This is a genomic window from Streptomyces sp. NPDC051555, assembly GCF_044454405.1.
In the GTDB taxonomy this organism is placed as follows: domain Bacteria; phylum Actinomycetota; class Actinomycetes; order Streptomycetales; family Streptomycetaceae; genus Streptomyces.
In genome coordinates this window covers 24,744-43,742 of the sequence record NZ_JBITDP010000006.1, presented here as the reverse complement: position 1 = coordinate 43,742, position 18,999 = coordinate 24,744, and the positions used below count along the sequence as shown (strand labels likewise).

At 76.2% G+C, this 18,999-nt stretch carries 2 protein-coding genes; both read right to left on the bottom strand.

Features of this window, described 5'->3' with window-relative positions; all coding sequences use genetic code 11:
- Nucleotides 1–7: 7 nt before the first annotated feature.
- Nucleotides 8–3,511 carry an amino acid adenylation domain-containing protein gene (locus ACIBEA_RS15075; RefSeq protein WP_399260856.1) on the bottom strand — a complete coding sequence of 1,168 codons (3,504 nt, stop codon included), beginning with the start codon at nucleotides 3,509–3,511 and terminating at the stop codon, nucleotides 8–10.
- Nucleotides 3,508–18,651 (bottom strand): SDR family NAD(P)-dependent oxidoreductase, encoded by a 15,144-nt coding sequence (locus ACIBEA_RS15070; RefSeq protein WP_399260854.1) that lies wholly within the window; start codon nucleotides 18,649–18,651, stop codon nucleotides 3,508–3,510. Before ACIBEA_RS15070 ends, ACIBEA_RS15075 begins: the two co-directional genes overlap by 4 nt.
- Nucleotides 18,652–18,999 lie beyond the last annotated feature (348 nt).

The following is an 18,999-nucleotide window of genomic DNA, read 5'->3' as shown; positions in this document are numbered from 1 at the left end:
CTGCCGGTCATGCCCGGCCTCCGCGTCGATTGCGGCGCCCGGCCAGCGCGGCGGTGTCGCGCCCGCGCCGCGCCGGCGGGGCGGCCCCCGCCGCGGCGGGCCGCGCGGCCGCGGCGTCGGTGGCGATGAGGTGGGCGGCCATGGCCCGGACGGTCGGGTGCCCGAACATGTCCAGGCGCGAGACCGGCCGGCCCAGACCCTCGCGGAGCAGGGCCACCACCCGGGTGAGGCCCAGCGAATCGCCGCCCAGGTCGAAGAAGTTGTCCTCGGCGCCGACCCGGTCCAGGCGCAGCACCGCGCACCAGACCTCGGCGATCCGTCCCTCCATGCCGCTGCGGACGGCCGCGCCGCCGCCGGCGATCGGGCCGGGGGCCGTCGGGGCGGGCAGTGCCTTGCGGTCGATCTTGCCGTTCGGGGTGAGCGGGAGGGCCTCCAGGACCACCACCGCGGCCGGGACCATGTAGGCGGGCAGGGCGCCGCCGCGCAGGGCCGCGCGCAGCGCGTCCGGCCCGGGCAGGGCACGACCGGTGGCGTAGCCCACGATCCGGCGCTCCCCCGGCCGGTCCTCGCGGACCAGCGCCACGGCCGCGGTGACCCCGTCGATCCGGCGCAGGGCCGACTCGACCTCGCCGAGCTCGATCCGGTAGCCGTTGAGCTTGATCTGCCCGTCGATGCGCTCCAGGTACTCCAGCCGCCCGTCGGGCAGGTGGCGCACCAGGTCGCCGGTGCGGTAGGCGCGGCCCTCGCCGAAGGGGGCGGCCACGAAGCGCTCGGCGGTCAGTTCGGGGCGCGCCAGGTAGCCGTCGGCGACGCCGTCGCCGGACAGGTACAGCTCCCCGGGGATGCCGGGCGGTACGGGGACCCCGCGCTCGTCGAGCACGTGGCAGCGCGTGTTGCCGATCGGGCGGCCGATGGTGACGGCGCCGCCCGGCAGCACCCGGTCGACCGTGGACCAGATGGTGGTCTCGGTGGGGCCGTACATGTTGTACAGGGCGCCCACGCGGCCGATGAGTTCGGCGGCCAGCTCGCCGGGCAGCGGTTCGCCGCCGCACAGCGCCCGCAGGTCCGGGTCGCCGGGCCAGCCGGCGGTGAGGAGCATCTGCCAGGTGGTCGGCGTGGCCTGGAGCACGGTGGGCGAGGCGGCCTCGATCCGCTCGCGCAGCGCGAAGCCGTCGGCGGCGACCTCGGCGGGCAGCACCTCCACGGTGCCGCCGCGCACGAGGGGCAGGTAGAGCTCCAGGGCGGCGATGTCGAAGCAGACCGTGGTGAGCGCGAGCAGCGAGTCGCCGGAGCCGAAGCCGGGCCGCCGGGCCATCGTCCAGAGGAAGTTGACCAGTGCCCGGTGGCCCACCTGGACGCCCTTGGGCAACCCGGTGGATCCGGAGGTGTAGATGACGTAGGCGGGCGCGTCCGGGTCCGAGCGGTCCAGCGGCGCGGCGGCGGGCGCCGCCGGGTCCGGCCGGGTGTCCTGCTCGGTGACCAGGACCGGGGTGACCTCGAAACCGGACAGGGTGTCGGCGAGGGCCTCGTCGGTCAGGACCAGCCGGGCCCCGCAGTCGCCGAGCATGTGGCCGATCCGGGCCGGGGGGTAGATCGGGTCGATGGGTACGTACGCCGCGCCGGTCTTGAGCACGGCCAACAGGGAGACCAGCAGCCGCGCGCCGCGCTCCAGGTAGACGCCGACCCGGGAGCCCGGTCCCGCGCCCAGCTCGGCCAGGCGTCGGGCCAGCCCGTCGGTGGCGGCCTCCAGCTCGCCGTAGCCGAGCTCGTGGCCCCGGTCCCGTACGGCGGGCGCGGCCGGCGCGGCGCAGGCGATGTCAGAGACGAGCCGGGTGAGGGTGCGCTCGCGCGGGTACTCCTCGGCGGTGTCGTTCCACTGGTCGAGGACGAGCTCGCGCTCCTCGGGCCGCAGCAGTGTCAGGGCGGCCAGCGGGAGCCGCGGGCTCTCGGCCGCGGCGGCCAGGAAGAGCGCGAAGTGCTCGGCGAGCCAGCCCTCGTGCCCCTCGGTGAGCCCGGCGCCGCGGTGGAAGGAGACCGTGCCGGCGGTGTCGATGCGTACGGTCAGCGCGCGCTCGGCGGGCGCCGGAGCGTCCTGGGCCGCGCCCGGGAGCAGGACCGCGACGGGTAAGCCGCCCAGCGACGCGGCCGTGGCCGGGTGGCGCAGCAGCAGGTCGCGCCGGTACGGGGAGCGGGCGGCCAGCGCGGCCGCCTCGGCGCCCACGAGCTCGGCGAGTTCGGGCAGTGTCCGGTCGAGCAGCCCCGCGGGGGCGCGCAGCGGGACCTCGGTCGCCAGCAGCGCGGCGGGGGCCGCCACGGGCAGGGCCACGTCGCGCTCGCCGCCGCGGGCCAGCCGGGCGAGGAAGCCCAGCACCGCGGCGAGGGCGAGCTGCTCCGGGGCCGGGGCGGCGCCGGAGACCAGGGCCTGGGGCAGGGCGACCGGCCCCGCGGACCGGGGGCGCTCGGGCAGCAGGCCGAACCGCGGCGCGAGCAGCGGTTCGAGCGCGGTCAGGGTGCGCAGCCAGTGTCCCTCCTGGCGGTGCGCGGCGCGGACGTCGGCCGCGAGTTCGGCGGTCCGCCGCGGGGTCAGGAGCGGCAGCCGGTTCCCGTGGTCGCGGGCCGCCGCGTCGGCGAGCGCCGCGGGGTCGACGGGCTCCCCGGTGAGCGTGGTCAGGGTGGTCAGGCGCACGTCGTGGTCGGCGGTGGCCACGGTGAGCCCGTCGGGGCCGGAGTCGACGACGGTGCCGGGTGCGGCGGTGGACGGCCGCCCGGTGGGCTCCAGGGTGCGGACGACGGCGAAGCCGTCGTCGCCCAGCGCCAGCAGCGCGGTACCGAAGCCGTTGGGGCGGCGGCCGAAGTCGGTGGCGCGGACGAGCGCGTCGAGCTCGGCGGCGGGGCGCCGCCAGTCGAGCACACCGGCGCCCGGGGGGCCGTCGTACTTGCCGTGGTAGGTGCGCAGGGCGAGGTCCTGCGGCGTACGGGTGGCGGTGCCGGCGGCGAGCTCGTCGACCAGTTCGGTGAAGGACTCGATGCCGGCGTCGTAGCAGGCCACGTCGAGGTCGTGCGCGGTCGCCCGCGGACCGACCGGAACGGCTCGCTGCCGCAGCAGGTCGCCGGTGTCGGCCTCGCGGGTCATCACGTGCCAACTGACGCCGTGGTCGGTGTCCCCCTCCAGGACGGCCCAGCTGGTGGCGAACAGGCCGGCGTGCCGGGGCAGCGGCCCGTCGTGGAAGTTGACGGGCAGTCGGGCGGGCAGTTCCAGTACCTCGTCCGGCAGCATCCGCAGGTTGGCGATGCTGAACAGGTAGTCGAAGCGGAGCGGTGCGAGGCGCTCGACGAGGTCCGGGCCGAACGGCACGGCGGTCAGGTCGGCGCCCTCGGCCCAGGCGCGCAGCTGCTCCGACGGGCTGACCACGGCTGCCACCGTGTGCCCGCGGGCGAGCAGCACCTTGGTGCACTCGACGAGGAGGGCCTCCTCGCCGACCACCACACAGCTGAAGGGCACGGCGGTCATCGGTTTCCTCCTTCGGAGCCGCCGTCGCGGCCCAGCAGTTCGGCCAGCAGTTCTTCGACGGCCGTGTCGGACAGGCCAGCGACGAGCGTCTCCGCGCCGTCGGCCGGGCCCTGCGGGGCGGGGGCGGGGGTGGGGACGGGAGTGGGAGCAACGGCCGCCGGGGCCTCCCGTACCGGCTCGGGCTCCGCCGCGGGCGCGGCGTTGCGCGAGAAGTGCTCGGCGAGCTGCCGGATGGTGATCCGCTCGAAGAGCAGGGTCGCCGGCTGCGGCCCGTGGACGGCCTCCAGGGCCCGGGTCAGGTCCAGCACCACCAGTGAGTCCACTCCGTAGTTCTCGAAGGTGAGGTCGGGGTCGAGCTGTTCGGGGGCCATCTCCAGCACCCGGGCGAACACCGCCGTGACCGTTTCCAGCGTGTCGTCCGAACGGGCCGGCGTCGGGGCGGGGGTGGGGGCGTGGGCGTTCACCACGGCCCCGACAGGGGCCCCCGCGGGCGCCGCCGTGGTCGGCCGGGCGACCGGGCGGGGCGCCGGGACCAGGCCGTCACTGACCGCCGCGATCACGCTCTGGAAGGCCGTTCCGGCGCTGGTCGAGGGCGAGCCCGTGCTGATCCCGTGGAATCCGCCGGCCCCGAGCACGTCGCGCCACTGCCGCTCGGCGGCCAGCGGGGAGCCGGGCATCCGCTGCTCCGCGTCGGTGAAGAGCCACCAGCCCGTGGTCAGGCCGAAGATCAGCGCCAACTGGTGCTGGGGCCGGGTGCCTTCGGTGAGCAGCAGCACGCCGCCGCCGCGCAGCAGCCGCTTGGTCTGCGCGAGGGTGTGGGCGAGGTCGCGCGTGGCGTGGAAGACGTTGGTGCCGAAGACCACGTCGTAGGCGCCGGCCTCGATGCCCGCTCCGGTCGGGCCCGCCCCGGGACCGGCCTCGATGTCCAACACCTCGAACCGGGCGAAGGGGTGGGCCGCGGCGAAACGGGTGCGGCCCTTGCGGACGAAGGCCGGGGAGACGTCGGTGAAGACGTAGTCGACCTCGTCGGCGTACGGGGCCAGCGCGGCCAGCACCGCGGCGCTGGTGCCGCCGGTGCCGGAGCCCACTTCGAGCACCCTGACCGTGGCTCCGGGCGCGGCCGCGCGCCGGGCCTCGACCTGGGCCACGACGAGCCGGGCCACCTCCGTGTTGCAGCGGTCGGTGACCGGGTCGCCCCGGTAGACGGCGGCCACCCGCTCCGCGGATCCGTCCGGGAAGAGCACCTCCATCGCGCCGAGCCGGCCGGTGAGCACCTCGGGCAGCGCCGCGAGGCAGTCCCGCAGCAGGGAGGCGACGGGGGCGATGCCGGGGTGCCGGGCGATCAGCGCGTCCAGTTCCCGGACCACCCCGGACTCGGGCTCCGCCGAGCGGGTCCCGGGGCGCGGGCCGTCGGCCCCGTCACCGGTGGCGGACAGGAATCCGGTCGCGGCGAGGATGTCGAGCTGGACCCGGAACAGGTCGGCGTGCTCGGGCACCACGCCCAGCCGCTCGGCGAGTTCGGCGCTGCCGTACGCCCCCGCGGGCCGGCCCTCCAGGAGCTTGAACAGTCCGGCCCGGTCCAGGGCGGCGGCGAGCAGGCGGTGCGCGAGCTCCTCCGCCTCGGCCACCGCGATCTGGTAGGACCGCAGTTCACCGTCCCGCGCGGGGTCGGAGGCGAAGCGGACCTCGGGCGCCGCGGCCGGACCGGGGCCCGCGGGGTGCACGGTCAGCGTGCGCTCCGCGACCACGCCCAGGTTGTCCAGGATGTGCCGGTCGGCGTCGAGGGCGAGCAGCTGGGGCAGTTCGGCCCCGAGCGCCCGCTCGACCACGGCCATGCCGCGCTCCGCGGTGAACGGCCGGATCCCGGCGGCCTCGAAGCGCCGCAGCACCCGCTCGCGCTCCGCGTCCCCGCCCGCGTTCCAGTAGCCCAGGTTGAGCACCCGGACCGGGAAGGGCAGGGTGCGGGCGGCGTGCAGGGCGTAGGCGTCGGCGAAGGTGCAGCCGGCCGCGTAGCCCGCCTGCCCGTGGTTGCCCTCGAAGGCGACCCCGGAGGAGTAGAAGAGCACGAAGTCCAGGGCCTCCCCGCGGACCGCTTCCAGCAGGCTGACGGTGGTGTCGGTCTTGGAGGTCAGGGCCGCGCGCAGCTCGGCCTCGGGGAGTTCCCGTACGGCCTGGTTGACCAGCACCATCGCCGCGTTGACGACGCCGTGCAGGGCGCCGAACTCGCGCTTGGCCAGGGCGACGGCCTCGGCGAGCGCCGCCGGGTCGGTGGCGTCGAGCGGCAGGTGGCGCACCTCGGCCCCGGCCGCTTCCAGCCCGGCGAGGACCTCGCGCCGCGCCGCGTCGAGCGGGGACCGGCCGACGACCACGAGCTTGGCCCGGTAGGTCGTGGCCAGGTACCGGCAGGTGTCCCGGCCGACGGCGCCCAGGCCGCCGATCACCAGGTACACGCCGCCGGTGCGGAACCGGCCGGTGGACGCCGGCAGTTCGACCTGCTCCAGGACGCGGACCCGTCGTACGCCGCCCCGCAGGGAGACGGCGGTGGTGCGCGGGGGGAACGGTTCGGCGGCCACCAGGGCGGCCGAGTCGGCGGCCTCGGCGGCGCGGACGTCGACGAGGGCGACCTTCAGGGCCGGGTACTCCTTGGCGACCACGGTCGCGAGACCGGCCAGTCCCGCCGACCAGGGGGCGGAGTCGTCCCCGGGCTCCAGCGGGTGGACGTCGTGGGTGACGACCTTCAGCCGGAGCTCCGCTTCGAGCAGACCGTGCCGGTCCAGGGCGCGGACCAGGCGGTACAGCGAGATCGGTCCGCGCTCGTTGGCGTCGCGCAGCGCGGCGGCGTCGAAGGGGGCGCCCGCCGCGGTGTCCGGGCCCGTGCCCGTGCCGAGGAAGTAGACCAGGTCGGGTGCGCCCGGGCCGGTCAGGACCCGGTCCAGCTCCGCTTCCGCCAGGCCGCCGGGGCCGATCTCCAAGCGGGTCAGTTCGGCGCCCTGGTGGGCGCGGGCGATCCCGGCCGCCGGTTCGGCGTCCGGAGCCCTGCCGACCAGCAGCACGCTGCGGGCGGGCGCGGCGCCCTCCTCGGCCGCGCGTGGGATCCAGACGGGGCGGTGGGCGACGACGGTCGGCGCCTTCGCCTGGCGGTAGGTCAGGCCGGTGAAGCGGACCCGGACCTCGCCCGTCCCGTCCAGGACCCACACGTCGCAGCGGTCGGTGCCGGTTTCCCGCACGTACGACCAGCCGTGGTCCGGCACCGGGCCGAAGACGTCGACGCGGTCGGCCGCGAAGGGCAGCATCGGCCGGGCCTGTGCCCCGCGGCGCCGCGCCAGCAGGGCGGCGTAGGTGTGCAGGGCGGCGTCCAGGACGCCGGGGTGCAGCGCGTGGGCGCCGCCGGGGGCGGTCCGGCCGAGGCGGCCGAGGACCTCGTCCCCGCCCGTCCACACCTGCTCCACGCGGCGGTAGAACGGGCCGTAGGGCAGGCCCTGGCCCAGCAGCAGGGCGTAGAACGCGTCCTGTCCGGGGCCGGTCTCCATGCGGGCCCGCAGCTCCTCGGTGTCCAGGGGCTTCGGGACGGGTGCGGCCTCGGTGAGCCGACCGCGCGAACGCAGGGCGTCGTCGCCGCCGAGCACCTGGTAGCCCTCGGCGTCGAAGCGGACGGCGGCCCGCTCCTCGCCGCCGGTCACGGCGAGCGGGGCGATCCAGCGGACGTCCGCGAAGGCCCGCCCGACAACGGCGCCGCCGGCGGCCTCGGCGACCAGGTCCAGGTGGCCGACGCCCGGCAGGACCGGACGGCCGTCCACGACGTGGTCGCGCAGCACCGGCGCGTCCGCCGTCAGGGTCCGGCGCCACAGCGGCCCGGCGGCCGCCGGGGCGGTGGCCGACACGGCCGGGGCGGCGCTCACGGCGGCCGCGGTGGCGGAGCCGGTGAGGTCGATCCAGTGGCGTACCCGCTCGAAGGGGTACGTGGGCAGGGACACCGTGCGCCGGGTCGCGGCCCGGAGTCGGTGGACCAGGTCCCAGTCCACGGTGATGCCGGACACCCACAGCCGGGCGATCATGTCGTCCTGGCCGGCGCGGACCTGGGCGGACAGGAAGTCCTCGCCGCCGGTCTGGCCCGCCAGCAGGCCCTCCAGCATCGGGTGCGGGCGGACCTGCCCCCGGTGCAACCACTGGCCCTGTTCGCCGCGTCCGACGGCGGTGAGCCGCGCGGCCGCGTCGGTGAGGTCGGCGGCGACGAACGCCAGGCGCTCGGCCATCGGTTCGCGGCCGACCCGCAGGGTGTAGGCGACGTCGGCGAGCCGGACGGGGGCACCGTCCGTGCGGGCGGCCCGTGCGGTCAGGGCGCTGCCCAGCTCGGCCGCGTAGGCGGTCAGGCGCTGCGCGTCGCGGGCGGACAGGACGATCAGTTCGGGCGTCTCGACGGCCTGCGGGGCGGGCTCGGGCGCCCGGTACTCCTCGACGATGACGTGCGCGTTGGTGCCGCCCGCGCCGAAGGAGCTGACGGCGGCCCGTCGGGGCAGCGGGCTGCCGTCCTCGGCCAGCGGCTGCGGCCAGGGGGCGCTCTCGCGCTGGACGGTGAACGGGGAGCCGGTGAAGTCGATCACCGGGTTGGTCTCCTCGGCGTGCAGCGTGGGCAACAGGGTGGCGTTGCGCAGCTGGAGCACCGCCTTGGTGAGACCGGCGATGCCCGCCGCGCCCTCCAGGTGGCCGATGGACGACTTCACGGAGCCCAGCGCGCAGAACCCGGTGTCGGCGGTGTGCTTGCCGTAGGCCTGGGCCAGCGCGGTGTGCTCGATCGGGTCGCCGAGCGCGGTGCCGGTGCCGTGCGCCTCCAGCACGCCGATGGTGCGGGCGCCGACGTCGGCCGCGGCGAGCGCCTGCTCCACGAGGGCCTGCTGGGCGTGCGGGTTGGGGACGGTGTAACCGCTGGTGCGGCCGCCGTGGTTGACGGCGGTCGAGCGGATCACGGCGTGCACCGTGTCGCCGTCGCGGACCGCGTCGGACAGCCGCTTGAGCACGACCGCCCCGACGCCCTCACCGGGCACGTATCCGCTGCCCCCCGCGCCGAAGGCGCGGCAGCGACCGTCGGCGGCGAGCATCGTCTTGCGGCTGAGGTGGACGTACTTGTCCGGGTGGACGGCGACGTTGACGCCGCCCGCGACGGCGTAGCCGACTTCGCCCCGGCGGATGCTCTCGCACGCCTGGTGCACGGCGACCAGGGAGGCCGAGCAGGCGGTGTCCACGACCACGCTCGGACCGCGGAAGTCCCCGAAGTAGGAGACCTGGTTGGCGATCGAGGAGCGGTTGGCCAGCACCACCTGGTGGTTGCCTCGCGCGGACTCGGCGGCCGCGAGGACCGCGTAGTCGTTCCACATCACGCCGACGAACACGCCGACGTCGTGACCCTGGCCGCCGAAGCGGGGTGCGGGCAGGCGCGCGGGCGGGTAGCCCGCGTCCTCCAGTGCCGACCAGGCGGTCTCCAGGAACAGCCGCTCCTGCGGGTCCATGGTGCGGGCCTGCATCGGCGAGATCTGGAAGAACAGCGAGTCGAAGGAGGCGACGTCGGACAGGAAGCCGCCCCACCGGCTGTAGCTGCGGCCCGGGGCGGCCGGGTCCGCGTCGAAGAGGGCGTCGGCGTCCCAGCGGTCGGCGGGGACCTCGCTCACGCAGTCCCGGCCGTCGGCCAGGTTCTGCCAGAACTCGTCCAGGTCGCGGGCCTGCGGGTAGCGCCCGCTGATGCCGATGACGGCGATGGGCTCGTCCCCTGCCGGGGCCGGGGCCGCGGCGGAACGCACGGGGGCGGGGGCGGGGGCGGGGGCGGGGGCGACCTCGGTGGCCGGGGCGTTCGCGGTGGCGGTGGCGGTGGCGGTGGCGGTGGCGGGGAACAGTCGCGCCACCGCGTCCGGGTGCTCGGCCAGGACGTGCGCCGCCAGCTCCTCGACCGTGCGGCACTCGAAGAACACCGTGCCGCGCAGGCCCGGGAAGTCCTTGCCGAGCAGCCTGTTCGACTCCATCACCAGGACCGAGTCCAGCCCGTAGTCGTCCAGCGGGACGCGGCTGTCGAGCCGGCCCGCGCGCAGCCCCAGCACCCCGGACAGGGTCTCGCTCAGGTGCTCCACGAGGCGGGCGCGCACGTCGGCGAGCGCGGCGACGGGCAGCGGGGCGGTGTACGGGGCGTCGTGCGGTGCGGGCTGGTGGGCCGTCCCGGTCGCGGCGGCCGGTTCCACCAGGGCCGCGTCCAGGGCCGCGGGCTCGCCCCAGGCCGGGACCAGCCACGGCGCCGGGATGGTGAAGGCACCGGTGAACGCCGCCAGGCCCTGCTCGGCCGTGAGCGCCCGCATCCCGCTGCGCCGCGTGTATGCGGCCAGTTCGGCCGGGTTGACCAGGCCGTCGACCCCGCCGACCGACCACAGCGGCCAACCCAGGGACAGGCTCCGGCCGTGGCGCGCACCCTGGGCGGCCCAGGAGTCGCGGAGCACGGTGTAGAGGTCGGCGAAACGATTGGCCGTTGCGTAGCTGGCCGCGCCGAAGTCACCGACCAGGGAGGAGACGGAGGAGAAGACCACGAACAGGTCGAGGGCGTCGTCCCGGGTCAGCCGGTCCAGGTGGACCAGGCCGCGGGTCTTGGCGGCCAGCACCCGGGCGAAGCGGTCGCGGTCGCCGTCGGTGGCCCGGCCGTCGTCGGCGACGCCCGCGAGGTGGAACACCCCGTGCGGGGCGCCGAAGCGCTCCCGGGCCGTCGCGAGGGCGGCGGCGAGGGCGGCGGCGTCGGCCACGTCGGCGCTCAGCGCCAGGACCTCGGCGCCGAGGGCGGTCAGGCCCTGCTGCCAGGTGGTGGCTCCGGCGTCGGGCTCGGAGCGGCCGACGAGCACGAGCTTCGCCCGGCAGGTACGGGCGAGGTGCTCGGCCAGCAGCCGGCCGATCGCGCCGTTGCCGCCGGTGATCACGTAGACGCCGTGCTCGCGCAGGGGCGTAGCGGTGCTCTGCCCGGTGGCGGTCGCGGTGGCGGTCGTGGTGGCGGTCGCGGTGGCGGTCGCGGTGGCGGTCGCGGTGGCGGGCGCGGTGGCGGGCGCGGTGGCAACGGCCCGCCGCAGGGCGCGCACCTCGCGCCCGCCGGCGGTGGTGCGGCGCACCTCCAGGCCGGCGGCGCGCGGGGCGGCACGCAGCTCGACGGCGACGGCGGCGGCCCGGCCGGCCGCGTCCAGGTCGTGCGGCAGGCCCAGGGTGAGCAGTTCGAAGCGGGAGGTGATCGGGCCGGTGGACCGGGCGAAGCCGGCCATTGCGGCCTGTTCGGGGCGGTCCGCACCGGCGTCCTGCGGGTGGGCCAGCAGGCACCGGACGCGGCCGGGCAGCGTGCCCGCGACGGTCGCGGTCAGCAGGCCGAGCACCTCGAAGCAGAGCCCTTCCAGCTCGTCGGGGGCCGAACCGGGGCCGTCCGCGGAGTCCGGGGCGGACGCGGGCCGCCGGGCCGGGTCCCGCACCAGGGCGAGGTCGAGGCCGTGCTCGTCGGCGAGCCCGGCGAGCCGGTCCGTACGGGCCTCCCCGAGCTCGGGGACCGCGACCACCCGGCGCCAGGCGCCGGTCGCGGCCAGGGCGTCCACCAGGGCGGCGTCCTCGCCCAGCACGGCCAGGGTGCCGGGCAGCGCAGCGGCGTCCGCCGCCGCGGGTTCGGCGGCGGGGCGCCAGTGCGGCTCGTAGAACCGGGCTTCGCCCGTGGCAGTGGCGTCGGCGGCGGGAGCTGTCTCCCGTACCGAGGTGGCCGCCGCCGTCGGGGTGCGGCCGGCGAAGTCCCGTATGTGGGCCAGTACGCGGCCCTGCTCGTCGTGGACGCTCACCTCGAAGCGGCGGATGCCGGCGCTCTCGCCGATCAGCCGGGCGTGCGCGAAGCACACGGCGGGCAGCGGGGCGTGCGCCTCCAGCGCGCCGAGGCTGAAGGGAACGTCCAGGGCGCCGGGGCGCGGGGACTCCGTGCGGCCCGCCCAGTGGCAGGCCCGCAGCGCTCCGTCCAGCAGTGCCGGGGGCAGTTCGGTGCCGTGCGCGGCGGGGGCGGCGCTCAGCCGGAGCAGGGCCTCCCCTGGTCCGGTGCGGACCTCGTCGATCACCTGGAAGGACGGGCCGTAGTGGAATCCCGCGGCCGCGTAGTCGGCGTAGGCACCCTCCCGGTCGCGCACCGGGGCCAGTCGGCCGCGCAGGGCGTCGAGGTCGGCGGAGCCGGGCAGGGCGGGGGCCGCGGGGACGGCGATGCCCTGGACGTGGGTGGTGCGGGCGTCCCCGGTACGGGAGAAGACCTCGAAGGCCAGCCGGTCCCCGTCGGCCCGGAAGGCGGCGTACAGCGCCAGTTCGGCGGCGTCGCCGGGCAGTTCGACGGCCCGGCCCCACACGACCTCGCGCAGGGTGTGCCGCACGCCCGGTTCGGCGAGAGCGGCCGCGGTCCGTACGAACTCCAGCGTCGCGGCGCCCGCGAGGAGCGCGCGTCCCTCGATCACGTGGTCGCGCAGCAGGGCGTCGTCGGCACGCAGGGTCTTGCGGAACCTGGCCTCGGCCACGGTGGACTCGTTGGCGTCGACCAGCGGGTGCAGGGCGGCCGGAGCCACGGCCGGGTGCGGGTCCCCGTCCTGCCCCTGGTCGGGGTCGAGCGGGATCCAGTAGCGCTCGTCGGCGAAGGGGTAGAGCGGGGCGCCGGTGCGGCGCGGGGCCGGACCGGGCCGTCCGGCGTGCTCGGCGGCCCAGTCCACCTCGGCGCCGGTGAGCCAGCGCAGGGCCGCCGCGGCGAGCGGGCCGTCCTGCTCGGGTCCGGTGGCGCCGGTGGACGCGGGCAGCGGGCCGCCCGCGGCGTAGCGGCGCAGGGCGGCGAGGATGTCGGCGCCGTCGGTGGAGAGCACCGCGAGGCGGACCCCCATGGCCTCGCGGCCGACCTGGGTGGTGAAGCAGAGGTCGGCGAGCGGCACCCGCTCGGTTTCGAGGAACCGCGCGGCCGTGTCGGCGTAGGCGCGCAGCCGCTCCTCGTCGCGGGCGGAGAGCAGGAAGAGCACGGGCTCCTCGACGCTCTGCTCGGCCGCGGGCGCGGCGGCGGCCGGGGCGGGCTCGGGGGCCTCGCGCAGCACGAGGTGCGCGTTGGCGCCGCCCGCCCCGAAGGAGCTGAGGCCGGCCAGGCGGGGGCGGTCCCCGGCGGGCCAGGCTTCGGCGGTGCGCTGGACCCGGAAGGGGGAGCGGTCGAAGTCGATGTTCGGGTTGAGCTCGTCGGCGTGCAGCGAGGGCACCCGCGTGCCGTGGGCGAACTGGAGCAGCACCTTGGTGAGTCCGGCCATCCCGGCGGCGGACTCCAGGTGCCCGACGTTGGTCTTGACCGAGCCGATCGGCCAGTGGCCGGGGACCGCTGCGGTCCCGTCGGCCGCGCGGTAGGCGGCGGTGAGGCCGGTCAGCTCGATCGGGTCGCCGAGGGCGGTTCCGGTGCCGTGCGCCTCGACGTAGCCGATCTCCCGCGGGTCCACCCCGGCCTGGGCCAGGGCGGCGGTGACGACGCGCTGCTGGGCACGGGGGTTGGGCACGGTGTAGCCGTTGGTCTTCCCGCCGTGGTTGACGGCGCTGCCGAGGATGACGCCATGGATGCGGTCGCCGTCGGCCAGTGCCCGGCGGTAGGGCTTGAGGAGGACGGCGCCGACGCCCTCGCCGGGCACGTAGCCGTCGCCGCCCGCGCCGAAGGCGCGGCAGCGGCCGTCGGAGGAGGGGAACCGGCCCTGGCTGAGGAAGGCGTACTTGTACGGGTGGACCGAGACGTTGACGCCGCCGGCGATCGCCAGCTCGCTCTCGCCGCGGCGCAGGCTCTCGCAGGCCAGGTGGATCGCGGTGAGCGAGGAGGAGCACATGGTGTCGAGCGCCAGGCTCGGGCCGGAGAGGCCCAGGGCGTAGCTGACCCGGTTCGCGATGGTCGCGAAGGAGGAACCGGTGAGCGGACGGCCGCCGCGCAGCACGTCCACGGCGCCGTGGAACTGGTACTCGCCGTACATCACGCCGACGTAGACGCCGACGGGGGCGCCGGACAGGTCGGCGCGGCGGTAGCCGGCGTCCTCCAGGACGTGCCAGGAGTTCTGGAGGAAGAGCCGCTCCTGGGGGTCCATCAGCTCCGCCTGGCGCGGGGAGATGCCGAAGAACAGCGGGTCGAAGCGGTCCACGTCGCGCAGGAATCCACCCCAACGGGTGTGCGCGGTACCGGGGTTGGCCGGGTCCGGGTGGTACCAGCGGTCGCGGTCCCAGCGGTCCTCGGGGATCTCGGTGATGCAGTCCCGGCCGTCGAGCAGGTTGGTCCAGAACTCGTCGAGCCCGTCCGCCATCGGGTAGCGGCCCGCCAGGCCGATGACGGCGATGGCCTCGTCGTCCGCGTCGTGCGCGTCGGCGGGCCGCTGCTCCGCGGTGACCGCCGTGCGGGCGGTGCGGGCCGTGCGGGAGGTACGGCCCGGGCGGGTGCGGGCGGGCGTGGTGGCGGCGGCCGGGCGCGCAACGGCTGCGGCTGCGGAGGCCGACTGACCGGCGTGCGCGGCGAGCAGTTCGGCCCGGTGGTGCTCGGCGAAGTGGTCGGCGAGCTCGCCGAGGGTGGCGTACTCGAAGAACAGGGTCTTGGACAGCCCCTGGATCCGACGGTCCAGCTCGCGGTTGAGCTTGGTGATCATCAGGGAGTCGATGCCGTAGCGGTCGAACGGCGCGTCCTCGGCGACCTCGGTCGCCACCAGCCCGGTCTCGGCCGCGATCAGCTCGCGCAGCATCGCCAGGGCCGCCGCGCGGGGGGTCGGGCCCTCGCCGTGCCCGCCGCCGTCGGCTTCCGCGGGGGCGGCGCCGTTCGCGGCGGCGGGGGCGGGTGCGGCGGCCGGAGCGCCGAGCACGGCGGTGATCCGCGCGGTGTCCCCGTAGCCGGCGACCACCGCGCCCGCGGTGCCGAGGGCCCGCTCCAGCAGGTCCAGGCCCGCCGCGGTGGGCAGGACCGCGAAGCCGGTGGCGGCGGCGATGTCGGCCGCCGCCTCGGCGCTCTGGCGCATGCCGCCCTCGGCCCACATGGGCCAGGCGACCGCGGTCGTCCGGCCGTCACGCTCGGCGTGGGCCTCCATGTAGGCGTTGGCGTAGGCGTAGTCGCTCTGTCCGGCAGAGCCGATGTGCGCGGCGATCGAGGAGAAGGCGACGAAGAAGTCCAGCGGGTCCTCGGCCGTGGCGGCCTCCAGGGCGCGCAGCCCGGCCACCTTGGGGGCCAGTACGGCCTCCAGGTCCTCGGCGGACTTGGTGAGGGCGAAGCCGTCGCGCAGGATTCCGGCGGCGTGCACGACGCCGTGGAAGGGGCCGTGGAGCGTACGGGCCTGCGCCAGCCCGGCGGCGAGCTCCTCGGGGTCGGACACGTCGGCGCGGAGGTACGTCACGCGCCCGTCGGCGGGTGCGGCGGGCTCCTCGCTGCGGCCCACGAGGACCACGCGGCAGTCGGCGCTGCCGGTCAACCAGTCGGCGACGATCCGGCCGAGGCCGCCCGCGCCGCCGGTGACCAGGTAGTGGCCGCCGTCGCGGACGGAGACCGGCTCGGTGGCCGGGGCGGGTCGGAACGCGGGTACGCGGCGGGCACCGGCGGTGTGCAGCACCTCGGCGTCGCGGCCCGGACCGGCGAGTTCGGCGGCGAGCGCCGCGGCGTCGTCCGCGTCCGCGGCCAGGCCCACGGCCTGTACCGCGAGCAGCGGGTTCTCGGCCCGCACGGTACGGGCGAAGGCGGCCAGCGCGGCGCGCTCGGGGCGGGCCCCGGCCGGCTCGTGGCGGTGCACCAGCAGCACCCGTACCGGGGCCGCGGGCCGGCTGCGGAGCAGTTCGCGGACCAGCTCCAGGGCCTGGACGGCGGTGGGCTCGTCCACGACGACGGTGTCCGGGGCGGTGTCCGGGGCGGTGTCCAGGGCGCCGTCGGTGGTGACGTGTGCGGCGCCCAGCGAGCGCAACAGGGCGTCCAGTTCGGTGCGGCGGGCCTCGTCGTCGGCCACGACGAGGGCCGTGCGGGGACGGTGCCCGACCGGCTCGGCGGGGGCGTCGACCCAGTGGCGTACCAGCAGCTCGGCGGTGGGCTCGGCGGAACCCGCGCCGTCCTTCAGGACGCGGACGGTGAGCCCGGCCAGGCGGGCCAGCACCCGGCCGTCGGAGTCGAGCAGGCTCAGGTCGGCGACGGCGGACCGCTCACCGGTGCGGCCCGCTTCGACGTGGGCCCAGCAGGCTCCGTCGACCGGCGCGTGGACGGTCAGTTCGTCGAGGGCGAGCGGCAGGAAGCCGTCGGCGGCGTCGCCGTAGGCACGGGAGAGCAGCACCACGAGGGCGTGCAGGGCGCCGTCCAACAGGGCCGGGTTCAAGAGGGCGCCGTCCAGGGCCGCGCCCTCGGGCAGTTCGAGCATGGCGAGGGCCTCGCCGTCGCCGAGGGCCACCTCGGCCAGGGCCCGCATCCGGGGGCCGTAGTCGAGGCCGCGCTCGCGCAGCAGGGCGTAGCAGTCGTGGTGGGCGACGGCCTCGGGGCAGCGGTCCGCCGCCGCGGCGAGGTCGAACGGGCCGGCCGGGGCGGGCGCGCCGGGCAGGACGGTGCCCGCGGCGTGGACGCGGTCGTCCTCGGCGATCTCGAAGCGGACCGGGTCGACCGCCGCGTCCGTCGCGTCGTACGCCGTCGGGTCCTGCTCCTGCTCCTGCTCCTGCCACAGCGAGACCAGGGCGGTCCGCGGGCCCTGGGCGTAGGAGAGCAGCTGCTCGAAGGAGACGTCGCGCAGCCGCACCGGGCCGTCGAAGGCCAGTTCGCCCGCGGCGCGGGCCAGTTCCAGGTGGCCCACGGCCGGCATGACGGGGGCGCCGGCGACCCGGTGGTCCGCGAGGTAGAACTCCTCGCCGGAGCGGGAGCTGCGCCAGGCCAGGGTGTCCAGGGTGGAGACGTTCTCGTCCAGCAGCGGGTGCGGGCCGCGGCCTTCGTGGTCCGTGGCGGCTTCCGCGGCGGCCGCGGGAGCGGTCATCCAGCAGCGCCGGCCCTCGAAGGGATAGGTGGGCAGCGGCACGCGGCCGCGCTCCTCGCCGTCGAACCAGGCCGTCCAGTCGACGTCGGCCCCGGCCTGCCAGGCGCGGGCGACGCCCTGCCAGGGGCCGTCGGAGACGCCGAGGACGAGGCCGCGGACCTCTTCCTGGGCGCTGCGCAGCGGGATGCCGGAGCCGCCCGCCGCCTTGGCGGTACGGGCCCGCGGCGCGGGCCCGCCCTGCGGGGCGGCGCCGTCGGCCAGGTCCAGGGCGCCGGTCACGCAGGCGGCCACGCGGGCCGCGAGGCCGTCGCCGTGGACGGCGACGGGGCGCACGCCCCAGTCGAGCCAGAGCCGGCCGAGCGCGTACTGGAGGGCGAAGGCCTGCCCGCGCTCCCCCTGCTCGGCGGCGCCCGCGGCCAGGGCGGCGGCGTGGTGCGCGGCGAATGCGGGTTCGGCGGCGGCCCACTCGGCCGCGAGCGCCTCGGCGCCCGGGACGTGCTCGGTGAAGGCGAAGGAGATCTCGGTGGCGCCGTGGTCGGTCGGGGCGGTGGCGGCGCGCAGGGCCTCGGCCAGCGCGGCGCGGTCGGCGCCGTGGACGGCGAGGCGGAACTCGTGGGCGCGGCGGCCCACGGCCAGGGTGTAGGCGGTGTCGGCGAGCAGGGCCGCGGCGGCGTGCTCCTCGCCGGGGCCGTCCGTGCCGGTGCCGCCGGCGCCGTCGAGGTGGTCCGCGAGCCGGTCGGCGGCGGTGCGCAGCGCGGTGGCGGTGCGGGCGGAGAGGACCAGGACCTGGCCGGGACGCGAGGGGGCGCCGGTGGTGACGGCCGGGGCCTCCTGCAGCACGGCATGGGCGTTGGTGCCGCCGATGCCGAAGGAGCTGACCCCGGCGCGCAGCGGGCCGTCGCCGGTCCAGGGCCGGGTCTCGGTGGTGACCGTGAAGGGGCCGGACGCGAAGTCGATGGCCGGGTTGGGCGTGCGGTAGTTCAGCGTGGGCACCAGGGTCCGGTGGCGCATCATCAGCGCGGTCTTGATCACGCCGGCGACCCCGGCGGCCGCGTCGAGGTGGCCGAGGTTGGACTTGACCGAGCCGATGGCGCAGAAGCCGGTGTCGGTGGTGCCGGCACGGAACGCCCTGGTCAGGGCGGAGACCTCGACCGGGTCGCCGAGCCGGGTGGCGGTGCCGTGTGCTTCCACGTGGCTGATGGACCGCGGGTCGACGCCGGAGACGGCGTGCGCCTCGCGGATGACGGCGCTCTGTCCGGCGGCGCCGGGTGCGGCGTAACTGACCTTGCCGGAGCCGTCGTTGTTGGTGGCGGTGCCCTTGATGACGGCGTGGATGGTGTCGCGGTCGGCGATGGCGTCGCTGAGCAGCTTGAGGACGAGGACGCCGACGCCGTTGCCGAGGACGGTGCCGCTGGCGTCGGCGTCGAAGGTGCGCACGTGCCCGTCCTGGGAGAGGATCGCGCCCTCTTCGTAGAGGTAGCCCTTCTCCTGGGGGAGCTTGATGGTGACGCCGCCCGCCAGCGCCATGTCGCATTCGCCGTTGATGAGGCCCTGGCAGGCCAGGTGGATGGCGACGAGAGAGGTGGAGCAGGCCGTCTGGACGGTGTAGGCGGGGCCCTTGAGGTCGAGCTTGTACGCCAGCCGGGTGGCGAGGAAGTCCTTGTCGTTGCCGACCATCACGGCGAAGTGGTTCGAGGTGGTGGTCTGGTCGACGTGGGGCAGGACCTGCTGTTGCAGGTACGTGTTGATGGCCGCGCCCGCATAGACGCTGATCAGCCCGTCGTGGCGGGCGGGGTCGTAGCCCGCGTGCTCCAGCGCGGCGTGTCCGGCGGTCAGCAGGATCCGGTGCTGGGGGTCGGTGAACTCGGCTTCGGCCGGGGTGAATTCGAAGTAGCCGGTGTCGAAGAGGTCGACGTCGGGGAGCACGCCGTGGGCCGGGACGTAGTCCGGGTCGTCCAGCAGGCGGCGGGGCACTCCGGCGGCGGCGAGCTCCTCGCGGCTGAAACGGGTGACTCCCTCCCGGCCCTCGCTCAGCAGCTGCCAGAAGGAATCGAGATCGTCGGCGCCGGGGAAACGCCCGGCCATGCCGATGATCGCGACATCCGTGTCGTTCACCATCGGACCCTCGGGGCTGCTCACTGACCCAACTCTCCCTTTCGCTGGCCTGACCGGAGTGGGGCAGGCGAACCGCTGATGATGAATTCCGGCACGACCCCATGATCCCCACACATTTCATGTGGGTCCGACAATGGGCGTTGAATTCCGCCGGTGCCCGACAGGGCGAAACCGGCTAACTGGACAGGAGGAAACTCCTGAGTGACAAAAGGCATGACCATAGAGCACCTACCGGCTGGCGCCGATGGCGTCACATAGGGAAAAGTCCCTGGCGGCTACACCACTGGAGAGAAAACGGGGCCTGTCCCCGCTGGAATACCGCACAGCTTCACTGTGATCCCCCGAAAAGCCCGTCGGCATGAATGCCGATTC

Excerpts from the sequence above, each read along its gene's own strand:
- ACIBEA_RS15075 (WP_399260856.1), bottom strand. The coding sequence starts at position 3,511 with ATGACCGCCGTGCCCTTCAGCTGTGTGGTGGTCGGCGAGGAGGCCCTC.